The 21850-nt window shown below is 45.2% G+C and carries 25 protein-coding genes and 1 pseudogene; 13 read left to right on the forward strand and 13 right to left on the reverse strand.

What is annotated here, in order from left to right; all coding sequences use genetic code 11:
* Positions 1–3 precede the first annotated feature (3 nt).
* The 7 genes from QT992_RS13735 to QT992_RS13765 form a co-directional block, all read right to left on the reverse strand.
* Entirely contained in the window at positions 4–2049 is a 2046-nt protein-coding gene (locus tag QT992_RS13735) for a transglutaminase domain-containing protein (RefSeq protein ID WP_333377118.1), read from the reverse strand.
* A gap of 2 nt (positions 2050–2051) precedes the next feature.
* Positions 2052–3338, reverse strand: coding sequence for a DUF58 domain-containing protein (locus tag QT992_RS13740; RefSeq protein WP_333338555.1), 1287 nt, complete (start codon positions 3336–3338; stop codon positions 2052–2054).
* 69 nt (positions 3339–3407) lie between these two features.
* On the reverse strand, positions 3408–4370 hold the full coding sequence (locus QT992_RS13745; RefSeq protein WP_333315446.1) for a MoxR family ATPase: 963 nt from the start codon (positions 4368–4370) through the stop codon (positions 3408–3410).
* Positions 4371–4425: 55 nt separating this feature from the next.
* Positions 4426–4962 (reverse strand): opioid growth factor receptor-related protein, encoded by a 537-nt coding sequence (locus QT992_RS13750; RefSeq protein WP_333338558.1) that lies wholly within the window; start codon positions 4960–4962, stop codon positions 4426–4428.
* Positions 4963–5190: 228 nt separating this feature from the next.
* Positions 5191–6534 carry a glutathione-disulfide reductase gene (gene gor, locus QT992_RS13755; protein WP_333338561.1) on the reverse strand — a complete coding sequence of 448 codons (1344 nt, stop codon included), beginning with the start codon at positions 6532–6534 and terminating at the stop codon, positions 5191–5193.
* 262 nt (positions 6535–6796) lie between these two features.
* Entirely contained in the window at positions 6797–7408 is a 612-nt protein-coding gene (locus tag QT992_RS13760; protein ID WP_333107914.1) for a DUF4231 domain-containing protein, read from the reverse strand.
* 784 nt (positions 7409–8192) lie between these two features.
* Entirely contained in the window at positions 8193–8330 is a 138-nt protein-coding gene (locus tag QT992_RS13765) for a hypothetical protein (RefSeq protein ID WP_333139325.1), read from the reverse strand.
* Between the two features lie 9 nt (positions 8331–8339).
* Here QT992_RS13765 and QT992_RS13770 point away from each other — a divergent pair, with 9 nt between their 5' ends.
* Positions 8340–9104 (forward strand): ABC transporter ATP-binding protein, encoded by a 765-nt coding sequence (locus QT992_RS13770; RefSeq protein WP_333139323.1) that lies wholly within the window; start codon positions 8340–8342, stop codon positions 9102–9104.
* Between the two features lie 181 nt (positions 9105–9285).
* On the opposite strand, the gene QT992_RS13775 is transcribed toward QT992_RS13770, so the two are convergent.
* The 4 genes from QT992_RS13775 to tadA all read right to left on the reverse strand — a co-directional run bounded on the left by QT992_RS13775 (position 9286) and on the right by tadA (position 11490).
* Positions 9286–9642, reverse strand: coding sequence for a hypothetical protein (locus QT992_RS13775; RefSeq protein ID WP_333315434.1), 357 nt, complete (start codon positions 9640–9642; stop codon positions 9286–9288).
* A gap of 91 nt (positions 9643–9733) precedes the next feature.
* Entirely contained in the window at positions 9734–9934 is a 201-nt protein-coding gene (locus QT992_RS13780) for a hypothetical protein (protein ID WP_333315433.1), read from the reverse strand.
* Between the two features lie 43 nt (positions 9935–9977).
* Positions 9978–10706 carry a lysophospholipid acyltransferase family protein gene (locus QT992_RS13785; protein WP_333377121.1) on the reverse strand — a complete coding sequence of 243 codons (729 nt, stop codon included), beginning with the start codon at positions 10704–10706 and terminating at the stop codon, positions 9978–9980.
* A 283-nt stretch (positions 10707–10989) separates the two neighbouring features.
* The gene (gene tadA, locus QT992_RS13790; protein WP_333315429.1) at positions 10990–11490 is read right to left on the reverse strand and encodes a tRNA adenosine(34) deaminase TadA; all 501 of its coding nucleotides are present in this window, start codon (positions 11488–11490) and stop codon (positions 10990–10992) included.
* A 75-nt stretch (positions 11491–11565) separates the two neighbouring features.
* Between tadA and QT992_RS13795 the strand changes: the two genes are divergently transcribed.
* Positions 11566–12162 (forward strand): TerB family tellurite resistance protein, encoded by a 597-nt coding sequence (locus QT992_RS13795; RefSeq protein ID WP_333315427.1) that lies wholly within the window; start codon positions 11566–11568, stop codon positions 12160–12162.
* Between the two features lie 310 nt (positions 12163–12472).
* Positions 12473–13306 carry a 1,4-dihydroxy-2-naphthoyl-CoA synthase gene (gene menB / locus QT992_RS13800; RefSeq protein WP_015176244.1) on the forward strand — a complete coding sequence of 278 codons (834 nt, stop codon included), beginning with the start codon at positions 12473–12475 and terminating at the stop codon, positions 13304–13306.
* Between the two features lie 229 nt (positions 13307–13535).
* On the opposite strand, the gene QT992_RS13805 is transcribed toward menB, so the two are convergent.
* A complete protein-coding gene (locus tag QT992_RS13805) occupies positions 13536–13838 on the reverse strand; it encodes a hypothetical protein (RefSeq protein ID WP_333315426.1) in 303 nt (100 codons plus the stop codon).
* A 498-nt stretch (positions 13839–14336) separates the two neighbouring features.
* On the opposite strand from QT992_RS13805, the gene QT992_RS13810 reads away from it, so the two are divergent.
* Positions 14337–15593, forward strand: a complete 1257-nt coding sequence (locus QT992_RS13810; RefSeq protein ID WP_333377124.1) for a hypothetical protein — start codon at positions 14337–14339, stop codon at positions 15591–15593.
* 267 nt (positions 15594–15860) lie between these two features.
* Positions 15861–16565, forward strand: a complete 705-nt coding sequence (locus tag QT992_RS13815) for a PspA/IM30 family protein (RefSeq protein WP_333315423.1) — start codon at positions 15861–15863, stop codon at positions 16563–16565.
* Between the two features lie 54 nt (positions 16566–16619).
* On the opposite strand, the gene QT992_RS13820 is transcribed toward QT992_RS13815, so the two are convergent.
* Entirely contained in the window at positions 16620–16769 is a 150-nt protein-coding gene (locus QT992_RS13820; RefSeq protein ID WP_333377126.1) for a hypothetical protein, read from the reverse strand.
* 96 nt (positions 16770–16865) lie between these two features.
* On the opposite strand from QT992_RS13820, the gene QT992_RS13825 reads away from it, so the two are divergent.
* From QT992_RS13825 to QT992_RS13860, 8 genes and pseudogenes are all read left to right on the forward strand, one after another.
* Positions 16866–17651: a PspA/IM30 family protein gene (locus tag QT992_RS13825; RefSeq protein WP_006635936.1), complete on the forward strand. Its 786-nt coding sequence runs from the start codon at positions 16866–16868 to the stop codon at positions 17649–17651.
* A gap of 611 nt (positions 17652–18262) precedes the next feature.
* Positions 18263–18604 carry a hypothetical protein gene (locus QT992_RS13830; RefSeq protein WP_333315420.1) on the forward strand — a complete coding sequence of 114 codons (342 nt, stop codon included), beginning with the start codon at positions 18263–18265 and terminating at the stop codon, positions 18602–18604.
* A gap of 130 nt (positions 18605–18734) precedes the next feature.
* Positions 18735–19001, forward strand: a complete 267-nt coding sequence (locus QT992_RS13835) for a hypothetical protein (protein WP_333315418.1) — start codon at positions 18735–18737, stop codon at positions 18999–19001.
* Complete coding sequence (locus QT992_RS13840; RefSeq protein WP_333315416.1) at positions 18961–19407, forward strand: ShlB/FhaC/HecB family hemolysin secretion/activation protein; 447 nt, start codon at positions 18961–18963, stop codon at positions 19405–19407. The genes QT992_RS13835 and QT992_RS13840 overlap by 41 nt, the downstream gene beginning before the upstream one ends.
* 463 nt (positions 19408–19870) lie before the next feature.
* Positions 19871–20146: pseudogene (locus tag QT992_RS13845) on the forward strand (BrnT family toxin).
* A complete protein-coding gene (locus QT992_RS13850; RefSeq protein WP_333139289.1) occupies positions 20130–20390 on the forward strand; it encodes a hypothetical protein in 261 nt (86 codons plus the stop codon). The pseudogene QT992_RS13845 and the gene QT992_RS13850 overlap by 17 nt, the downstream one beginning before the upstream one ends.
* Positions 20391–20531: 141 nt before the next feature.
* Positions 20532–21140 (forward strand): Uma2 family endonuclease, encoded by a 609-nt coding sequence (locus QT992_RS13855; protein ID WP_333338583.1) that lies wholly within the window; start codon positions 20532–20534, stop codon positions 21138–21140.
* Positions 21141–21204: 64 nt separating this feature from the next.
* Complete coding sequence (locus QT992_RS13860; RefSeq protein ID WP_333315412.1) at positions 21205–21822, forward strand: Uma2 family endonuclease; 618 nt, start codon at positions 21205–21207, stop codon at positions 21820–21822.
* Positions 21823–21850 lie beyond the last annotated feature (28 nt).

Genomic DNA, 21850 nt, shown 5'->3' on the forward strand with positions numbered 1-21850 from the left:
GATCTACCTGAGAAAAGCTATAGTAGACTTACCGCTTTTATTAACCTGAGAGTTTAAGGCGATCGCCTGCCTGCGATATTGCTCGATCCAGGATTGAATTGCCAATTTAAATTCCGCTTTTTGTGCGTCTTGAATTCCTTTTGGATCGAAGCGATCGCAATAATGAATCTCAATCAACAATGCTAACTCTTCGAGACAATATAACTCCGGTTTTTCTTTTTTTAACCTCTCGATCCAATTTTTCAAAGACTCGGAAGGAGGGCGAATCACTCCCGACTCATTTAACGCCTGTTCGATTAAATAAAATTCCGATTTCGGACTCAACGAATCTTTGTTATAAATAGCTTTTAGCCAGCTTTGTTTCTTAGATAAAAGGCGTACATTTTTCTTAAAATTAGGATTACACCTCCAAAAAAATATTAATCCCAGCAGGAGGACTCCCCCGTACTTCAATCCATTGCTACCTGATAAATATCGCAACCCCAGCACAAATTTGTAACTCAATAGCGACCATAAATCAGAGATAAATGCCCCTGGGGGAGCAGCAGCATCCTCCATGCTTTCCCAATCAGAAGGCGTAGGATCAAAAGCTTGCCATTTGCCCGCCATATAAGCCAAAGTCCAAGCATGAGCATGGCGACTTCTGACAATATATTGGTTCTCCAAAGAACTAAATTCGTGAACAGAATATCCAACAGCATAACGGGCTGGAATACCGAGTTTTCTCAGGAGAAGTGTCGCAGCAGTAGCAAAATATTCACAATGTCCAGAGCGAGTGTTCAGTAAAAATGTTGATAGAGGCGTAGCATCATTATCTTGGCCCCTAAGCTTCAGTGAATAAACGAAATTTTTTAGGAAAAACCACTCTATTTTATCTAATATTTGTGGTGGAGACTGGCCTTGAATATCCATTTGGCTGAGGATTTTATTCAGTGCCGCCATTTCTGATTTTGGGATTTGCAGGTCGTCTTCTGTCGGCGGGCTATCTACAGAAAAATTATTATTAAAGTAGCTTCGATAAGCCAGCATATCAACTTTCCCCACCACTTTAATTGTGCCATATTTATTCTTTTCCATCTGACTGACAGGCAAGGCGTCAATTTTAAAAGTTCCATCGGGCAGCTTTAATAAACCTTGGTTGCCTGGGAGTGTAGCCGAAATAGTAATCGTTGATGGATTCGGTAGTTGGTCGCCTAAATCCCAAGTTGTGCCATTAATCTTTGGTTGTACGGGAACAAAGTTAGGATTTAAGGCGAGCCAAAGTGAAGAGTTGTAGCGATTATAAGTGGCTTCTCTTAGCAGTCGGGGAGGAGTCTGTTTAGCTTCAGGAGCAACTCTAAAAATAATTTCATTTGACTGTTTTAATAATCCCACTGACCCGATGTTCGTTTGTTTTTTCAAAAAATCTGTTTCTTGAGAATTTCCATTACTAAGCCAGGAAATTGTTTGCTGTTCTACTGCTAGGTGAAGTTGGTGCAGACCCATCTGTCCTATAAATCCTATACTGCCAGCAATTAACATCAGACAAAGCCAGAGAATAGATGAAAATCTTTTCGTTCTCACCGACCACAAAGCAATAGCGGTTAATGCAAATATCCCAGCATAAAAAGATATCTCTCTACTATTCGTCGCACTAGCGGATAGCAGACAACAGATAAAATATGGATAATTTAGATTCACCATCAATGGGTTAAGTGGTGCTTTTTTTGTGGCCTTGTTTAGCCACAAAAACATTAGGCGTATATCCAGACTTTCCTTGACAGAATATACCTGAGCAGCTACCAGTGGAAAAAATACACCAGGAAGCCACTGCAACAAATTATATATCAAGTAAATAGAACGGTTGGCGACCAGGAGATAAACCAGCAAACAGCACAAAAAAATCAGGCATAAATTAGCAATGCGCCTAAAATCACTAGCTGAAAAATCCCACCGATAAGGCAACCAGTTAGCTGCCTCTAAAATCAGAGCAATTGGCAAAGCAAAAAACCATAGTCCCGTCTGCCAGCCCCAAAAAATTACACTAACACCCAAAAGAAACACTGGCATTTTCATAGTTTCCTTAACTCCTCTTGTATTTGACCTAGCTTTAAAATATGGCAGCTTGTTAAGTCATCTTTAATCAACTCTAAATTTAAGCTATCTAATTGAGCGTCTCGCTCTGTTAAAATTAAAACTAAGGTATGGATACCGCGACTTCTCAGATAATTTACTAATCTTTTTCTAGGTTCGTCCCAACACAAAAATATACAAATGCAACCGCTTAGCAGAGAGATTTTTTCCATCAAAACTGAGGTGAGCGAGTCAAAAAGTTTATCCTGACAGGCACCGACAGAGGCGAGAATTTCTAGCATTTTATCAGTAGAGTTCAAGCCTCTGCCAAAGGTAAAACAATAAGCTTCTTGAACGACGAACATCAAATCTAATAAGGATTCTTGAGTCTGAACTTCATAGGATAATGAAGCAGCAATTGAAATTGCCTCTTCTAAAATTTCACTATATTTTACACTTTGAAATGTATCCAAAATTAGGGCGTGCCTCACAAAAAATTCATCCTGTTCTTCTTTGACCATTGGCTTACCTGCTTTTGCCCAACTTTTCCAGTGAATTTTGCGTAGCGGGTCTCCCGGTCGATAATCCCGCAGAGACCTAAATTCCTCGGAATCTCCTACGGATGAAGCTAAGGTGACGCCACCTGATTGATATCTTCTTGAGCCAGGAAGCTGAATTGGTGGTAAATGATATAGTTTGGGTAAAATTAACATAGATTGGGGCAAGGAAATTGTTTTACAAGCATTCCAAATCCCAAAAGGATCTGACCTAGTAACTGTTAGACCACGGAGGCGGATAACACCTCTGCAGGACGGCGTAATTTCACCTACCACTTCTGTTTTGCTATTGGGTGGAAGAGGAGGCAATTCTATGACTTTAGCTGTGGCGCATTGTTTTCTATAAATCAGCCACAGCCAACGATAATAGCCGAAGTATTTATCCAATGAAGTGCGCTTTTCTTCACCGGGTTCAGGTGTTTCTATAAATTCTTGAAAGCTGGGGTATGTGTCGGCCAAATTTTCCCACAATTTTAAGCTATTTTGACTCTGGTTAGTTTTGTTATGAATAAGTATACGGTATTTTAAAGTGACTCCAACAGTTGCAAACTTTGGTAAGAACCGTACTGCATTGAAGCGGAAGCGAAAAAACTTACTAAAAATTATGGCTATTCCTATAATTGACAACAGGAAAGTAAAAATTTGATAAGTCACAGTCTGATTAGTATCTAATCCTAAAATTCCCGCTAAAAGCGTGCAGCTAAGCACTGCTAACCCATTGTTGGTCAATCGCTTCTTTCGCGAGCGATTTACACGCGCACAGAAGCGAAAAATAGCGTAGAAAAAACGTTTCATTTTTTAGGCTGGTACAGGAATAGATTTGATAATTTCTTCAACAACACCTGGGGCCATTCTGCCAGAAAAACGCGCTTGAGGTTCCATTACTAGGCGATGAGCGATGACTGATACCGCCTGTTCTTGAATATGTTCTGGCGTAACAAACTCATAGCCATCGAACAAAGCTAATGCTTGAGCAATTTTCATTAAAGCTATGGAAGCTCTGGGACTCGCCCCTAGTTGTACGCCTTCGGCTGAGCGAGTTGCATTGACGATATCTACGAGGTAACGTTTCAATTCTTCACTAATTCTAACTTGCTTTACCTGCTGTTTTAAGCTAATTATATCCTCTAAATTAACGCAGGTTTGAAGTGTATCAATAGGATGTTGATTAATTTGGTCTCCGAGCAAGTTAACTTCGTCTTCTGGGGAGATGTATCCTAGACTAAATTGAACTGCAAAGCGATCCATTTGGGCTTCAGGAAGCGGATAAGTGCCACGAGATTCTACTGGATTTTGAGTAGCAATGACAAAAAATGGGTCTTTAAGTTTGTGCAAATTTCCGTCAATGCTGACTTGAAATTCTGCCATTGCTTCTAGGAGGGCGGATTGGGTTCGCGGTGATGAGCGATTGATTTCGTCAGCCAAGATAATATTAGCAAAAATTGGGCCTTCGTGGAAATGGAACGTGCGTTGATTGGGGTCGAGCATGGATATGCCCAAGATATCGGATGGCAAAAGGTCAGGTGTAAATTGAATGCGTTTAAAGCTGACATCGACAGATAAGGCTAGGGCTTTAGCTAGGGTAGTTTTACCTGTACCGGGATAATCTTCTAGGAGGACGTGCCCGCCACTCACAAAGGCTGACAGCAATTTCCTGATTGCTGCTGATTGCCCTTTCACCACTTTTTGAATGTTGTTGGAAATCCTTTGATAAATTTCTCTGCCCGACTGAGCGTGATTTTCTGTAATTGCTTTATCCATTATTTATTGTGTTCGTAGCGTTCGGTTACTGTCCCGCTGATTGGCTTCGCTCGATTTAAGTATTTACAGCATTTTTCCAATATGTATAAGTGTTTAAACCAATAATTTTTTGATTTTCATTATATATCTCATCCAAACACCTGAAAAGAGCTAAAGCGTAATTTTTCAATCCCAACTCTGTCAAACTTGTAAGAATCCTAGTCAGCCGCAGGTAGTTGTGATTAAATTTTTCAATCCACTCTCTTTTTCTTGACAAATATTCTGCCGATTTGGTAATTACAATTTCTGCGTTTTCCCCTTCGCGGCATTCCAACCCGTAAAACGCTAGCATGACTTTTAGAGATTTGACTAAGCGACTTCTCAACTCTTCACTTGTTCTAAAAGCTTGAATTACCTCATCATTTAAAGTCGGAGCACTGGAATTAAAGCGACTCTTTTCTCTCAGGGGAAACAGCCATTGAATGTAATTGTGCACGGATTCCAGCTTCTGGTAATCCCACGACCACATATCCTCGATCGCCCGACCTTGTGAATCAGGCTGCTGACCGAGGTAGAATGCTAAAATTTTGTTTTGTTGGGTTGAATTACTCATTAATTTGCTATACAAAACATCAAAAAGATGATATTCAGTCGGTTAAAACTGACATCTTGCACCATTCTCAATTAGCCTTTTAGGAACAGGCAAGATGCCTGTTCCACAAGAAAATCTACTCTTTGTGGAACGGGCATCTTGCCCGTTCTTGACAATGGTGCAAGATGTCAGTTTTAACCGACTTTAGCTATTAGCCAGGGGTTTAAACCCCTGGCGGCTGCGCCCGCTTTACCGCAAAGTAACAAACTCTTCAGCAGTCGAGGGGTGAATGCCAATAGTCGCGTCAAAGTCTTTCTTGGTAGCTCCCATATTAACAGCGATCGCCATTCCTTGAATAATTTCGCCCGCGTCTTTCCCCACCATGTGCACGCCCAAAACTCTGTCAGTATTAGTTTCAACGATTAACTTGACAAAAGTTTTCTCATCTGCACCTGTCAAAGCATGAAACATAGGCCGAAACTTGGCTGTGTAGCACTTAATTGACTCGCCAAATTTAGCTCTGGCTTGGCTTTCTGTTAAGCCGACTGTAGCCGCTTCCGGCTGGGAAAATACCGCTGACGGGACATTTTCGTGAGTAATTGCTCTCGGATTGTTGCCAAATTCAGTATCTGCAAAAGCCCGTCCTTCGGCGATCGCAATTGGCGTTAAATTGATGCGGTTGGTGCAATCTCCCACAGCAAAAATGTGTGGCTGACTGGTGCGGCTGTCTTTGGTAACTGCGATCGCACATTTATCTGTTTCTACTCCCGCATTTTCTAAAGCCAATTTTTCCAAGTTGGGTTTGCGCCCGGTAGCGCACAACAGCGCATCTACTATTAGCGTTCCTTCGGATGTTCCCGACAGAGTTAATTTTAAGCCTTCTGGGGTTTTCTCAATGTGGTTGATCGAGCTTTCTGTCAAAATGTTTATTCCGTGCTTAATCATTCCTTCTTGCACGTTGGTACGAATTTCTGTGTCAAATTCGTTCAAAATTAAGTCACGGCGGATGATTTGAGTTACTTGGCTTCCCAACCCGTTCATAATGCAAGCAAATTCGACGCCGATGTAGCCTCCTCCCCAAATTGCCAACCGTTTTGGCTGCTCTTTTAGTAGGAAGATTTCGCGAGAGGTAATCGCGTGTTCTATGCCGACAATTGGGACTCTTTGCGCTTCTCCGCCGACTGCAATTAAGATTTTGGCAGCGGTATATTTTCTGTCACCAACTTCGACGGTATGGGGGTCAATAAATTTGGCGTATCCTGAGATTAATTCGACTCCGGCTTTTTCAAGAAAGCTGATGTGCAGTTTGCTCAGCCGCCGCACTTCTGCGTCTACCGTGGTGACGAGTTTTTCCCAATCAAAGCTGCTTTCGACTGGACTCCAACCGTAGCCCACCGCATCTTCATAAAGGTGCGAAAATGTTGAAGCGTACACCATGAGTTTTTTGGGAACACAGCCGCGAATTACGCAGGTTCCGCCTACTAAGTCATTTTCGGCGATCGCCACTTTTGCGCCGTAGGATGCTGCTCGCTTGGAACTCGCCAATCCGCCGGAACCCGCACCTATCACAAACAAGTCGTAATCGTATGTCATAATTGTGTTTACCTAAAATCTCCAACTTACCAAGTTTACGCTTAAATTTTCTTAATGATAGCTCAAAAATTTTGCCTGTGAACACTTCCGATCGCTACATATAGAGCTAATTGAGGGGTAAAAAAACGGGGGACTAGCCGATATTTGGTTATAGGATAGCCCCAAAATACCATCTGTGATGAAAAGTTTAGCCGTATAATAGCAGGGGGCCTCACTCAACCCTACCTGCTTACTGGTATTGTCAGATTCGTTAACTCGGCCGCTACTTTGACTCGGTAGATTGAGCTGGGTCTGTATTCTGATCCTTTGACGCTGTATCATCGGGTTTTTGGATTTGCTTGAGATGAATCTCATTCACCTGATTGATAAAGTTTTCTATTGCCATTTTTGTCATTTGTTGATGTTGGGCTGCGTCGGCTACATCATAGCAACGATAAGCTGGAGTCACTCCTAATACAAATTTCTCCTGTTCCGCTTCTAACAATTCCACAGCCGTGTTAGCAGAAATCCAATTCTCCTGAAAAGGAAAGGAGGTAACTATACTGGCGACTATCGAGGCGACAGCGGGACAAATTACGGGCAGCCACTTGAGCAAAGATTGACCTGGTTCCAATTTGTCTACCAATACTAAAATTGGTGTGACTCCCGAGAAAATCACGGTTGCCAACTGGAAAGTATAGTAAATATTTCTCGAAGTCTCTCGGGTGTTTTTATAGTCGTCAATCAACTCCTGGCAATATCGTAAAGCCTTTTCTCTCACAGGGGTAATCGAATTGTTATCCGAAACATTATTCGGGTTTAAGAGGTAATTATATAGTTCCGCTTTTCTTCGGATTTCTAACTGATTAGCATTATTCCTAGAGTTTTGAGCCAATTGCCTATTGGCCAGGAATAGAAAAATAAAACTAGAGAGAAAAACAGATCCCAAAATAACGATAAGTTGATTGTCGGGAAAAACTCTGGTAAGGAGGCACGCACCCACAAAAGTCGCTAGGGATAAATACTCAACAATTTTCAGGAAAGATAACATTTGTGGACTCGATGAGACTGTATTGGAAATCTCGGTCTGGTTTGTATCCGCAGAAGTAGTCATTGGTTTGTAGTCTGTTTGGCGATCGGACACAAGTTTAGCCTATTTGGGTGTCTATTTCACCCAAGCCCTGTCAACTTGGTGAAGAAGGCCCTGAAACCCTTGAAAAGTTGTTGATGGCGATCTTTAAATATTCCTTGTATAACAGTAGATGACCAATAAACTGGGTTTATTGGTCATCGCCAAGGGGTAGGATGACGTAAAGCAGGGCGATCGTATTTTGACAGTAGTTGCCATAAGCACCCTACAGAGAGAGTCAATCGATTTTCGATTTTCGATTTTCGATTTTCGATTTTAGCATTGACCCCACGGATAAATTCGGGGGTTCCTTTATCGGATACAGGTTTTTTATTTCTGGACGCATGAATCCGGGGACTTGTATCCTGGATGCTTTCGGTCACTGCATAAATAGTATAGATTTTTTGGCTCTGCTGAATTTATGTAGGATTTTGCCTGTAGGGATAATTCTAAGTCCTTACACCGTCAGCGGTGGGGCAATCACGGGGGGATTTCCCCTACAAATTTTATACCCCATTCAGCAACGCCGATTTTTGTTTCCACTCCGACTTTACCTCCCAGTTGGTGTCAAAGTATTCACTTTGATTTGAATATAGATTTTCTGTTCATTAGCATCGAAACAGCCGTCACCCCGATCGCCAAAACCGATGGGAAGTGTTAACTTAGTAGTTAGTTGTGTCGATCGCACAGAAAAAAAATGCCTGAACTACAAACCGATACATACCAAGACCTCGACCCGCAAGTCCTCTCAAAGCCCGTTGTTGTCGGTCTGGAAGAGGTAACAAAAGTTTACGGGATTGGCGACCTGGAAGTTCGCGCCTTAAACGGCGTCAGCTTGACCGTAAGACAAGGAGAATATTGCTCGATTATGGGCGCATCGGGATCGGGCAAATCTACAGCTATGAATATTATCGGCTGTCTCGATCGACCTACGAGCGGCAGTTACTACTTAGACGGCGTAGATGTCGCCCAAATGCCCGAATCAGAATTAGCCGGAATTCGCAATTTAAAATTAGGTTTTGTCTTCCAACAATTTCACCTGTTGCCTCAATTGACAGCCTTAGAAAATGTCATGTTACCGATGGTATATGCCGGCATTCCCGCAGCAGAAAGACGCGAACGGGGAGTAGATGCTTTAACAAAAGTAGGTTTGGAAAGTCGGCTGCAAAACAGACCGAATCAACTATCAGGAGGACAGCAGCAGCGCGTAGCCATCGCCAGGGCTATTGTCAACCGTCCCGTGTTGTTGCTGGCTGACGAACCTACAGGTGCATTGGATACAAAAACTACTCAAGAAGTAATGGATATTTTTACCGAATTCAATGAAAGCGGCATGACTGTTGTGATGGTAACGCACGAACCGGAAGTGGCGCGTCAAACTCGCCGCGTTGTCTGGTTCCGCGACGGTCAAGTTATTCACAATAATCTCAACCCGGAAGAGCTTTCACACGCTGTATTTTAGTATAATAGTCCGCGAAAAGCGAAAATAAAATTGGGCGATTGAAATCGCTTCTAGACAAACGAAGTCCGCCTACGCGGACTGAAGAATCAAGAGAGTATTACTTCTATCCAAGAGGGCTTTAGCTATTAGACAGGGGTTTTCAACCCCTGGCGGACTAATAGACAAAACGCCAGACATCTGCTTAATGAAAAGCACTGGGAAAAGCTTCCCAAACTCGATCGACAAAATCTCTAAGTTGCCGAGATGCGATCGCACCATCCTTTTTCTCCGAGTCCAGAGAATGCAACTCAGTCAACAGTGAAATTACCTCAGTATCAAAAGCCTCCCGAAACAAGCTCAGCGGCCACAGCAAATCAGCCCCATCTCGCAAATCGGATAAAGTGTATTCTGCCGATAAATCCTTCCCCGACGCCGATACAACTAACATCAAAGGGCGCACCCAACAAACTTGACGTGCCTCAACCACTTGGATTACCTCGGAATGCAGGCACGCATCTCCACATTCTAAACTGACAATTTGACCAGGCTTAAAGTTCAAAGCACAACCCATTAATGCTCACACTTAATACAGACATAACAAAGCAGCCAAATAGGTGCTGCATCTCTCTCCAGCACCAGAAAAAATTATATCATAATTTCTTTTTCTTTCTTCCTTCTTCCTTCTTCCTTCTTCCTTCTTCCTTCTTCCTGACATCCGTTACATCCGTTACAAAATCCGTTGCCGAACTTCCTTCTTCCTGACATCCGTTACATCCGTTATAGAATCCGTTGCCGAACTTCCTGACATCCGTTACATCCGTTACAGAATCCGTTGCCGAACTTCCTGACATCCGTTACATCCGTTACAGAATCCGTTGCCGAACTTCCTTCTTCTCAACTTTCATCAAGCTTTTTAAGATCCATTTCGAGCTGGGCACTCAACAATCGTGCTTCTTTTTTACCACCGCCACCATTGGCATAATCCGCCACGCAAATCGGAGAACCGATCGCAATTTTTACCTGAGCACCCCATTGAGGAATGCGCGGGCGATAGCGGATACTCATCGGTACAATTTTCACTCCCAAACCCGGTTTGCTCAACTCTGCTTGCATTGCCAAACGCGCCAATCCAGGCTTAATCGGGTGAACTTCGCCATCCTGAAAAATGCCGCCTTCGGGAAAAATCACCAACATTTCTTTGTCGAGGAGTAGTTCCACGCCGTAACGGAGACTGCCAATTGCCGGATGCTTGAGATCCACAGCAAACCCCCCCAAATTTCTGATGAACCAACCTTGCAGTCCTTTCACTTCATCAGCAGTTACCATAAACCGCAAATCGCGTCCAGTCACCTTCTGTCCAGTTGAATAAGGCATCATCAGGGCATCCCACCGGGAACGGTGCGTAGGGGCTAAGATGACAGGCCCGTCTTTCGGCAAGTGCTCCTGTCCGGTTATCTCAATCTTGCCAAAATGAAACGGTAGGACAACATAGTGACCTAGCGGATAGAGCAAGGAGGTTAACCAAGGAGAAACGCGAGAGGTATTAGATGCTACCTTGGCAGGCATGGGCTTCACTAGAGAGGATTTACTGGACTCAACGGCGATCGTGGCGGTGTGGGGCATAGCAATTAAGCTGCTTTCTCGAGAGCTAAAGTCTAAAGTAAGTGATGGGACAAATCTTTAGTTTTTGGGTCGGGACACTTTTGCTATTGGCCTTGTGCCGATCGAGCGATCGCACCCGCAAGAGATAATCTGTCACAGGTAAAACCTCAGCCAACCGGACAGCACTAATGCAGAGCAGTCGGCCGCCTCGAAAGCTGGAGCAGGCAATTACGGATCTATTATTTCAGCTAAAGGGTCAATTTCGATTAAACCTCCCCCCGAAGAAAGTAAAAAATTTTACCGGTTAATTTTTCCGGCGCGCTTCAAACCAAGAAAGCAACTGATCGCGGCAAACAGACTCCATAATACCGCCGAGCACCTCTAAGCGGTGACACGAATGCGCGCTATCGGGAATATTAGCTGCAGTCCGAATCGTGCCAGTTTTCGGGTCATCTGCTCCGTATACCAGCAGACGAATCCGAGCTTGGACGATCGCACCAGCGCACATCGGGCAAGGTTCCAGCGTTACATAGAGCGTGCATTGGTTAAGATGCCAGTCTTGCAAAACTTGGCCGGCCGCCCGCAAAGCCAAGATTTCAGCGTGAGCAGTCGGATCGCAATCTCGCTCTCGCCGATTTTGCGCTTCGGCAATCAATTTGCCAGTACCGTCAACAATTGCAGCACCCACGGGTACTTCACCAGCATCACCGGCTGCTTGTGCCAGTTCCACAGCCCTAGTCATCCAGCGTTTGTGAATAAAATAAGTAGTATCACTAATAGACAACGGCTCAGCTTTATAATTCACGTCATACCTAAGTAACAGAAAAACTTAAGATCGATAAATAAAGTTACATTACAGCTTAATCGAGAGTCTTTAATTATGGACACCACTACGATTACCACTGAAATTGTTGAGCTGTTGTGCCGCATTACCCGGCAAAAGCTGCGCGAACAAGATATCACTCCTTTGGTAGTGTTTCTGACTGCTCTGATTTCCATCCTGCGCGGAGTGATGATTATTGACAGGACGATCGCAGTTGAAGAAGAAGAACGGCTGCAAAAGACTCTCAAAGCCTTTGCCAGCGGCGACCGCGATCGGATAGAACTAATTCAGCGCCTTGTCAAAGGAGTATCCAAACAGCAGGTTTACTTCAACCCCACAGAATTGCTAACCCTGACAGCTTTGTTCTCAGAATCTGAAAAACTGTTGCTCATCGGTTCCGGCTACGAAATGTCAGCGGCCGACGGACACATCGATATGCGGGAGCAAATGTACTTACAGTCGATCGCAAATCGGCTCGGCCTCGACTCCAGACACATTGCAGTCATAGACACTTTATTTACTAAAGAAGGAACCCTCGACTCAGAAGCTTTTGCCGAAGTTAAAGCTTTACTCGATCCCAGCGAATTCGAGTCCCGCGATCCGGTATTTGGCAAAGCAGCAAAGCACTTGCTGAATATTTTACTCCGCCAATAATCCCGCGCATATAAATTTTGGGGCAGTAAAAGTAGTCAGAGGATTTCGAGGATTTGACGCTGTTTCCAATTGACATGGTACTTGGGCCCTCTTACCCTCAAAAGCCGGGTTGTTTAACCCCTACCCAGAGCGCTCGCTGCACGGCGTATGTTGGTGAAAAACCTGGTTTCTGCCTAAGTCCCGCTTTATTTTTTTGGCAACAGTCGATCGACCCTTCTATCCCATTGAACCGAATCCCTCTAAAATCTAAAAGCGACTTGTCGCTGCCTTGATTGACTCAGCTCAATCTCCAATCTCAAATTGATTGATTATGCAAATTGAATGGCAAACCGCCAAAACCTACGAAGACATTCTCTATCACAAAAGTGGCGGCACCGCCAAAATTACCATCAATCGACCTCACAAACGGAACGCTTTCCGTCCCAAAACCGTACTGGAACTGTGCGATGCCTTTACTGATGCCCGCGAAGACACAAAAATCGGCGTTGTCCTTTTCACCGGTGCGGGGCCTCATACAGACGGCAAATACGCTTTTTGCGCCGGCGGCGACCAAAGCGTGCGGGGTTCGGCGGGATATGTAGACGAAGGTGGCATACCCCGGTTGAACGTGCTCGACTTGCAGAAGTTGATTCGATCTATGCCCAAAGTTGTAATTGCTTTAGTGGCAGGCTACGCAATTGGAGGGGGTCACGTTCTGCACTTAATTTGCGACTTGACGATCGCTGCTGACAATGCTATTTTCGGACAGACCGGCCCCAAAGTCGGCAGTTTCGACGGTGGTTTCGGAGCTAGCTATCTCGCCAGAGTTGTCGGCCAGAAAAAAGCCCGAGAAATTTGGTTTTTGTGTCGCCAGTATAGCGCGCAGCAAGCCCTAGAAATGGGTTTAGTCAACTGCGTCGTGCCCGTCGAACAACTAGAAATAGAAGGGATTCAGTGGGCTGCGGAAATTCTCGAAAAAAGTCCGATCGCGATTCGCTGCTTGAAATCCGCTTTTAATGCCGACTGCGACGGTCAAGCCGGTTTGCAAGAACTGGCGGGAAATGCCACTTTGCTGTACTATATGACGCAGGAAGGCGCCGAAGGCAAACAAGCCTTTTTAGAAAAACGGCAACCTGATTTTAGTCAATATCCTTGGCTGCCATAGCTGGATAGAGAAATCAGTTTTTTTATGCGATCCTATTAAAGTAGATGCTGCTGATTTTTCTGGGTTAGTAAAGCCCAATGCACGCGATCGTCCAAAAGTGTCAGTATGGATACCAGTTCCCAAAAAGAATGAAACTGCTTTGCCAGATCCAAACCATGATAGTCATCAGTGATTCCCCAATCGAAAATTGACAATCGAAAATGGTATGAGCTGTCCTGCTGCAGACTAACTAGACCGAGAATGCTGCAGCGGATTTTTCGGTTAAGGTTGTGCCTGTAAGCTGGCTGGCATGGCGATCGGAAAGAGTGACGGTGGCATCCTGCAGCGTCAGAGTCGATTCTTGCCACAGTCCAATTTCTTCTATGTTTTCCCAAGATGACCTAAAAGGCGAAACCGCTAAAGCACAAGCTTTCCACTGACTTTGAACCGGGCCGCCTAGTAAAGCGCAAACACCCCCGCGTCTGCCTTCAGGGGTATAGTGACGGCAGTGACCACAAGCTGAAGTTAAAGGTGAAGTTAAGGAGGTTTGCATAAAAGTTCTTAGGGAAATCATTTTCATCTCTAATTCTCCTTTGTAGAGCTAGCAGGTTTTAGAGCATCCCAACCTTTATGCTGTCAGGGTTGTAGCGATCCCCGGAGCATAAATAAATTTTATAATTTATTTATAATCTCGTTATATATAGAAACAATTAGCTCGGTCGTTGCTCATTGTATAGGTAAAAACATAGGTTAAAAGTTTATAAAGCCGTTAGGGATCAAGAAAAAGTACAAATGCCCAACGAGTATGAGAGGTTACAAACAAGCGGTAGCTCAGGATACAAAAATTGGCTGAGAGTGTCGGTAAGCACCCTCCGGGAAAGAGCAAGAATTAAGTTTTCCAATGAAAATGAAAAATAGCGGCCGGCGATCGGGCCCCTGTTGCATTGACGCCAAAAGTAGCTAATCATAAAATAGGCAAGTTTTCAACCTTCATGTTTATCTCTACAATCAAAAGATTAAAATTAATTCAGAGGCGGTAGGAGTTTTGCTAATGAGTAAGCGTTCTTCGGTTGAATCCCCAAATCATCAATCCTCTTCAACCCCAATCAAGCCTGCTTTGCAAGCAGTCCTGGGGAGTCTAGATGTAAATCTAGAAGCAGAACTGACAACATACAGAAGGCACAGGAGGCGCGCCGAACAGTGGGTGTCGCCCTCAGTTCGTACCGGCAAGCAAACAGCCACAACCGAGCAACAGCTAGCCCAAAATTTGGCGACAGGGACTGCGGAGGAAACCCAGCAGCCGCTATCGCTGCCCCTATCCCTTGCGGGCACTCAGGGCGATGCCCCGCTAGCAACTACCAGGGGTGGCACAAAATTATCTAGCAGTGCCTTCGCACCCAACAAGTATCTCGAATCAAGCGAAAAACTGATCGAAAGTTTGGACGAGTCAAAAGCTGAGCCTACGGTAGAACGCAGTTTAGCCGCCAGTTTGTTAACTCCCTTGGGACTGAGTTCGATGCTGCTGTTTTTGCTGTCATGCACAGCTTTGGGCTATGCAGTCATGTACCCGTCAAATTTAGTTAAGATGGCAGGCCTGAACCGTTTGCTCGATCGCACCTCACCCTCTTCAAGCGACAGTCCCGCCTCTAGTGCCACCTCAGATACCAGCACCAAGGAACTGCCGAAAGCACCAAATCTGGTATCCAAGGAATTTGTCGAGCTAGATTTGAGCACTCTCAGCAATGTCAAGCCGACAGCCAGCCCGATTCCTTCCCCGTCACCAAAAGCATCAATCCCCCCAACTCCGCCAGCGCCTCCGGGCCCCAGCGGGGCTGTGCCGATTCCTACAGAAGACGGCAACCCGGCCAGAGGCAGGGAACAAGGACTCAACAATCTGAGCACGGCTTTGCTTCCCACTCCCAGCCCCAGCGCCGCCCAGCCAGTGCCGACACTGCCGACACTGCCTCCAACACCCTCCCCAGCCCAGCCTGCAGCCACATCCCCCGCGACAGCATCCCCAGCCGCCACATCCCCGGCGACAGCATCCCCAGCGACAGCATCCCCAGCCGCCGCATCCCCGCTAGGAAGGCCTGCACGGGCCGCCGACGGTTTCTATTACGTTGTCACCGATTACACCGACGAAAAATCGCTGCAGCAAGCCAGAACCGCAGTTCCCGATGCCTACGTGCGGAACTTCTCAAAGGGTGTCAAGATCCAAATGGGGGCTTTGAACGATGCTGCCTCAGCAGAACGTTTGGTGAAAGAACTCCAAGAAAAAGGGGTGAAGCCACAATACTATCAACCATAAATTAGGCAAAGACAATTAAACTAATGATCGGGGAGTAGGTTGGGCCGAGGCACGAACCCTCGTTTCGCTTCACCCAACATTTGCTCAGTTTTGATGGGTAATGCTCGCGCCCTACCCATCCTAAAAATAATCATGACGACCTAAATTAGAGGGAATTAAAATTTCAAAATTAAAAATTAAAAAGACGATTGATGAGTATTCATTTTTAATTTTTAATGGTGATTTCTCTGTCTTAATTCTAAAGTTTAAAATTGGGAGACTGGCAAAATGGGATTATTCGATCGCCTATGGCGAGTGATTCGAGCCAATATTAACAGTTTGGTCGGGGCAGCAGAAGACCCAGAAAAAATTCTGGAACAGGCTGTAATGGATATGCAGGAAGATTTAGTGCAGCTCAGACAAGCTGTGGCAGGAGCGATTGCAGCTCAAAAACGCACTGAACGCCAGTGTTCCCAAGCTGAGTCTACAGCAGCAGAATGGCATCAGCGGGCGCAGCTAGCTTTGCAAAAAGGCGAGGAAAATTTGGCGCGGGAAGCTCTGACGCGCAAGAAATCTTATCAAGAAACGGCAACGGCGATGAAAGCCAGTCTGGATCAGCAATCGGCTGTTGTGACTAAACTTAAAGAAAATATGCGGGCGCTCGAAAGTAAAATTTCCGAGGCAAAATCTAAAAAAGATATGTACATTGCTCGAGCTCGATCGGCCGCATCGTCGGAAAGGCTTCAAGAAATGATGGGCAATCTCAGTACCGGCAGCGCTTTGAGCGCGTTTGAACGGATGGAAGAGAAAGTCATGCAGCTAGAAGCTCGCTCCGAAGCAATCGCAGAACTCGGAACTAATGATTTAGAAAAGAAGTTTCTCTCTCTCGAAGGTGCCGACGATGTGGATACCGAGTTGGCGGCGATGAAAGCACAAATGCTTCCGGGCAACAATACACCCAAATTGCCGTCGAGGGAGCCGCCCGCATCCTGAACCCCAGGCAACAGAACAAGAGTCGGGACGAGCAAAAACTTCTCAACAGCCTAGCTAGAGATGGCTCGAAGCCTGTTGGGGAATTCCCGGATCGAAGTTAAACTCAATAGGTAGGTGCATGAATAAGCTTGCCTGCATCACATTACTCGATCGCTTTAAACTGGATTTATCTGTCTGCAAAAATTGCCAAAAACTAAATCGCACTAAAAATCTGACCAAGTAAATTTCACAACTGCGGGCTAGGGCTATCAAGCCTGCTTTCCGCCTACTTCGTACACCTCACCCAGGAAAAATAGCATTATGGGATTATTTGACCGCATTAGCCGAGTCGTCAAAGCCAATCTTAACGATCTGGTCAACAAAGCTGAAGACCCGGAAAAGATTTTAGAACAGTCTGTTACGGATATGCAGGAAGACTTGGTGCAGTTGCGTCAGGCAGTTGCCAGCGCGATCGCCACTCAAAAGCGCACCCAGACTCAGTACAATCAAGCTGAATCTCAGTCTAACCAGTGGCAGCAGCGCGCTCAGCTAGCCCTGCAAAAAGGAGACGAGACTTTGGCCAGGGAAGCGCTGGTTCGCAAAAAGTCTCACGCTGAAACGGCGGCTACCCTGAAAGCCAGTCTGGATCAGCAATCGGCTCAGGTGGAAAGTCTCAAGCGCAACTTGATCGGTTTGGAGAGCAAAATTTCCGAAGCTAAGACTAAGAAGGATATGCTCAAAGCGAGGATATCCGCTGCTAAAGCTCAGGAACAGCTCAACAATACCATTGGCACCTTGAATACTGGCAGTTCAATGGCGGCTTTCGATCGCATGGAAGAAAAAGTTTTGCAGATTGAAGCTCGCGCGGGGGCTTCGGCAGAATTGGCCGCCGGCGGCAGCAATTTAGAGGAACAGTTCCGCTTGCTCGAAAGCGGCGGTGATGTTGACGACGAGTTGGCTCAGATGAAAGCTCAACTTACCGGGGGCTCTGTGTCTCAAGGTCAATTGCCAGCAGCGGGTAAAACGGCAGCAGCTAGTAGCTCGGAGTCGAGCCCGGTGATTGATGCTGAGTTGGAAGAATTGCGATCGCAGCTCAATAAAATGTAGTAATCTGTATCAAAATTTACCTATTTCTGAGATCGCAGGTTTGATAAAATTCTCCGCCGACCTACAGGGCTACCTTGGGAGGTCGGAGTTTTTTTTTGTCATTGTTGAATGCACAAAACATAGTCATTGTCAACTATCTTTATATTGACTTAAGGAATTAACTCTTTAAAAAGTGATAGAGTAATTTTATTCCTTGCAAGAGGGGTAGCTTGGGAGGTCTATCGATTTTAGATTTTAGATTTTAGATTTTAGATTAAAGAATTGAAGCATTGGCCCCACGCATAAATTCCGGGGGCAAGTTTCATCGGATACAGGTTTTTTATTTCTGGACGGATGAATCACGTGGCGGGTATCCTGGATGCTTTCGGTCGGAGTGTTTTTAGTAATTGTTAACTACACACACTAGAGTTGCTGTCAACTGTCTTTATATTGAGTTAAGGAATTAATTGTTTAAAAAGTGATAGAGTAATTTTATTCCTTGCAATTGCGCCGGCCTCGCCCGCTCGTAAGTGTAAATAACTATCAAATATGGCTAATCTGTCATGCCCGTGCAATCTTCTAGAGGCTTTTGTAAAATCAAGTTTTTCAAGGCATTAGCGCTTGGTTTTTCAATGGCCGCTATTTGCCCCGCACTGCTATCAGCTCTAAGTGTTGGCGAGTCGATGGTTGCTACCGACTCAGGGGTGCAAGCGCCAATTGTGCATGATAATTTACCGTCTCAATTCAAACTAGATCAAGAAACAGCAGACGATCGCGATCGGCTTCGTGATTTATACTCGGGTTCAGAATTAGATAGAGACACTACAGAGCAAGAAAATAGCATCCCGGAGTTCGATCAAATGACCCAAAGTGAGACCCCAGAAACTCTCCCTCCATTGCCGAACCGAGGAGAAAACAGACACGAATTTCCGATTCCCAACCCGCGGCGGCCAAATCCGCCTCGTCTCCCGTAACCCGCGCCGCCAGCGCCCTTGCTTTCAGGCGAACAGCTTTTGCCGCCTGCTATTCCTGCGCCGGCACAGCCTGCAGAATTCCTAAGATTCCGGGTACGATAAAAGTCGATCGATTTGAAGTAGTTGGCAGTTGACTTACCGCGAGCCGATCGTGCAAAATCCGAGAAGAGAAATCGCGATCGGTATTGGTACCAGCAGTCGAGAAAGCGATACATCTTTGCTGGGAAAGGATTTTCCGCTGTCGCCGGAAGCAGATAATCGGGGTAGAAATCCGGTTGCGGTGCTGAGGCTGTTTCAGGATTTTACTCAGAGGGGAGAGAGATGTCTTGGCGGCGCGAGGGCAGTTCTGTCAGGGAGTGGCAGCATTTGGCGCTACGGTGAGCAGCAGCAGCCCTGACAGTCGCTTTTTGATTTGGCGGGGTCAATTGCAGTACGTGCGGTTGTTGGCTCCTGAGACGCTGCTGCAGGTGCGATCGGATGTGAAATTGGCTGGGGCAGAGCTTTTGGCGATCGAACCATTGGGTATAGGGGGCTCAGACACATTGCGGGCCTACCATCAGGATGCTTTGCTGACCGATAGCGGGATTTTTGATTCAGCCGAGTTGCGGTATCCGATGCAAGCGAACCCGCGACAACCAAGGAGTTTTGCAGGTGACGGCGTTGGTGGATTTTGGCAATGTTTGGAATCCCAGGGAAAGCGCGGTTTTGGAAGCGAATACTTTGCTGTCAGCGGGATTGCGGCTGCGGTGACTGTACGGCGAAAGGTGGAATGCTCGCAGAGGCTGGGGAATTCCTGTGATTGATATTAAGTCGAGCAACAGGAGTTTACAAGAGCGCGGGCTGTATTTTTCTGTATAATAATTCAAACCTTTTTAGGAAAGCAGTCGTTTTGCCCTTGGCGGAACTGAGCAATTCCGCTATATAGTAATAAGTATCATTTGGCACTCCTCTGTAGATGCCAAGAGTGTATTTTACTGATAATCTTTAAATTAAACTATGTCTAAGGTGCGGTTGCTACTTTTAAGTTCTTTTGCTTCCGGTTTTGGGCTTTGCTCAATCATTTTGGCGATGTTTACGATGACTTCCCGGCTGTCGTTTATGTCGTTTTTTACCTTTGTTTTAACTTTGGTGTTTTTTGGAATTAATCTGCTTTTTGCTTTGCATTATTATACATCGCTTACTAAGCAATTGAGTGTTAAAAATAAAAGGAAAGCGAGAATTTAGCGGTTGTGAAGCAGAATCGGAAAAAGGCATGGAGAGTTATTTATGGAATTTGAATGGAATCCAGACAAAGCGACACTAAATGTTGAGAAGCATGGTGTTTCCTTTCAAGAAGCCACAACCATATTTAATGACCCGCTATCTGTAACTTTTCCCGATCCTCAGCATTCCATCGGAGAAAGCAGGTACGTTATCATTGGTATATCCAGGTAGGGACAACTTTTAATTGTTGCATACACCGATCGAGGAGAAAAAGTAAGAATCATCAGTGCCAGAAAAGCTACCCGCCAGGAGCAGAGGTTTTATGAAGAAGGATATTGAGAACGAAATGGAAGACGAATTACTTGCTGAGTATGACTTTGCTCAGATGAAAGGAGGTGTTAAAGGCAAGTATGTTGAGCAATATCGTGCAGGGACAAACTTGGTGCTTTTAGACCCCGATATTGCCCAAGCTTTTCCTAATGATGCAGCAGTGAATGACGCATTGAGGATGTTAATCAAAATTGCACAGCGCCAACAGTCAAATCCTGCGGTGCAGCGGAGCCACGAAGGATCTCAACTTTGAGAAGGCGATGTCAGGAGATTGTGCGATCGCCCATATTATTTATTTATTTATTTGCCCAAAAAGCGATCGCCTCTGGGTTGAGACAATTATCTAGCTGTCAGCCATAATTATTTAAGGTCTAATTATTTAGGAGGTGCGATCGTGGTTATAACTCAAACCAACCCGCCAAATCTTCCAGATGCGACAAAGACTCGCTTTACTCCAGATGAATACCGGGCGATCGAGGAAACAGCCGAAGAACGTCACGAATACTGTAACGGAGAGATTATCGCTATGTCAGGAGGTTCCCCCGCTCACAGCCGTATTACCGTAGACATTACGACTTTTCTTAACGTGGCTGTGCGAGACACAAATTTTCAAATCTATAACGGCGATCTACGAATTTGGATTCCTAGCTTCAATCATGGAACTTATCCCGATGTTATGGTCATCAATGGCGAACCAGAATTCAATGGCGATCGCACGGATGAAATTCTCAATCCTTTACTGATTGTGGAGGTTCTTTCCCCCTCTACTGAAGGCTACGATCGAGGTGAAAAGTTCAGAAAATATCGCTCTCTTGCTAGTTTTTGTGAATATTTGCTGGTTAGTCAAGCTGAACCCTACATTGAGCAATATTATAATGGCGATCGCCCAAGTAGCGATCGCTGGCAATGGCAAGTTTGCGATCGGCTCGATCGGGCGATCGTCCTGCACAGTTTAAATATAGAACTTCCGATGTCTGAAGTCTACCGCCGCATTAGTTTTTAAGGGCGATTTTTAAGAGGCTGAAATGGATTCTATTTAACGAGAAATATAAGTTTAGGAGAAAGCTATGGCTACTCTAATTCAAAACCAAAGGTCAAACCTAACTGAAAACCAAGTTGAAACACCAGCAGATAAAAAAATCTGGACTGATGCCGAATTCATGGCACTCAACCGAGATGGACACCGCTATGAAATTGTGAATGGAGAACTAATTGACATGGGAAATTCGGGTGCAAAACACGGTTATGTTGCCGTTATTTTGAGTGCAGCCTTGTTTAACTGCGTATCAACGCGAAAATTAGGCGCAATTTTCGATTCCAGCACTGCTTTTAAGATGAAATCAGGAAACAAGCGATCGCCCGATGTTTCCTTCATGGCAAAAGAACGCCTGCAAGGGCTAGATGATCTCCCCGATGGCTTCCTAGAAGGTGCGCCCGATCTGGCTGTAGAAATCCTTTCTCCTAGCAATACAGTGGCAGAAATTCACGACAAACTCGTAGAATATTTCGAGAATGGGGCGCGTTTAGTCTGGGTGATTCATCCTAAAGAACAGTATGTGTTAGTTTATCGATCGTCCCAAGAGCCCGATCGCCTGCTCAAGTCCGTTAACTCCCTCGATGGGGAAGAAATCGTCCCCGGCTTTACTCTTCCAATTGCCGAGTTATTTCAAAAACTGGCTTTTTAAGCAAATATGATATAAGCTAGTTATAAAA

This window comes from Microcoleus sp. T3_D1 (assembly GCF_036700405.1).
In the GTDB taxonomy this organism is placed as follows: Bacteria; Cyanobacteriota; Cyanobacteriia; order Cyanobacteriales; family Microcoleaceae; genus Microcoleus.

Excerpts from the sequence above, each read along its gene's own strand:
- QT992_RS13735 (WP_333377118.1), bottom strand. The coding sequence starts at position 2,049 with ATGCCAGTGTTTCTTTTGGGTGTTAGTGTAATTTTTTGGGGCTGGCAG.
- QT992_RS13745 (WP_333315446.1), bottom strand. The coding sequence starts at position 4,370 with ATGGATAAAGCAATTACAGAAAATCACGCTCAGTCGGGCAGAGAAATT.
- QT992_RS13750 (WP_333338558.1), bottom strand. The coding sequence starts at position 4,962 with ATGAGTAATTCAACCCAACAAAACAAAATTTTAGCATTCTACCTCGGT.
- gor (WP_333338561.1), bottom strand. The coding sequence starts at position 6,534 with ATGACATACGATTACGACTTGTTTGTGATAGGTGCGGGTTCCGGCGGA.
- QT992_RS13770 (WP_333139323.1), top strand. The coding sequence starts at position 8,340 with ATGCCTGAACTACAAACCGATACATACCAAGACCTCGACCCGCAAGTC.
- QT992_RS13780 (WP_333315433.1), bottom strand. The coding sequence starts at position 9,934 with ATGTCAGGAAGTTCGGCAACGGATTCTGTAACGGATGTAACGGATGTC.
- QT992_RS13785 (WP_333377121.1), bottom strand. The coding sequence starts at position 10,706 with ATGCCCCACACCGCCACGATCGCCGTTGAGTCCAGTAAATCCTCTCTA.
- QT992_RS13795 (WP_333315427.1), top strand. The coding sequence starts at position 11,566 with ATGGACACCACTACGATTACCACTGAAATTGTTGAGCTGTTGTGCCGC.
- menB (WP_015176244.1), top strand. The coding sequence starts at position 12,473 with ATGCAAATTGAATGGCAAACCGCCAAAACCTACGAAGACATTCTCTAT.
- QT992_RS13805 (WP_333315426.1), bottom strand. The coding sequence starts at position 13,838 with ATGCAAACCTCCTTAACTTCACCTTTAACTTCAGCTTGTGGTCACTGC.
- QT992_RS13810 (WP_333377124.1), top strand. The coding sequence starts at position 14,337 with ATGAGTAAGCGTTCTTCGGTTGAATCCCCAAATCATCAATCCTCTTCA.
- QT992_RS13815 (WP_333315423.1), top strand. The coding sequence starts at position 15,861 with ATGGGATTATTCGATCGCCTATGGCGAGTGATTCGAGCCAATATTAAC.
- QT992_RS13825 (WP_006635936.1), top strand. The coding sequence starts at position 16,866 with ATGGGATTATTTGACCGCATTAGCCGAGTCGTCAAAGCCAATCTTAAC.
- QT992_RS13830 (WP_333315420.1), top strand. The coding sequence starts at position 18,263 with ATGGCCGCTATTTGCCCCGCACTGCTATCAGCTCTAAGTGTTGGCGAG.
- QT992_RS13850 (WP_333139289.1), top strand. The coding sequence starts at position 20,130 with ATGAAGAAGGATATTGAGAACGAAATGGAAGACGAATTACTTGCTGAG.
- QT992_RS13860 (WP_333315412.1), top strand. The coding sequence starts at position 21,205 with ATGGCTACTCTAATTCAAAACCAAAGGTCAAACCTAACTGAAAACCAA.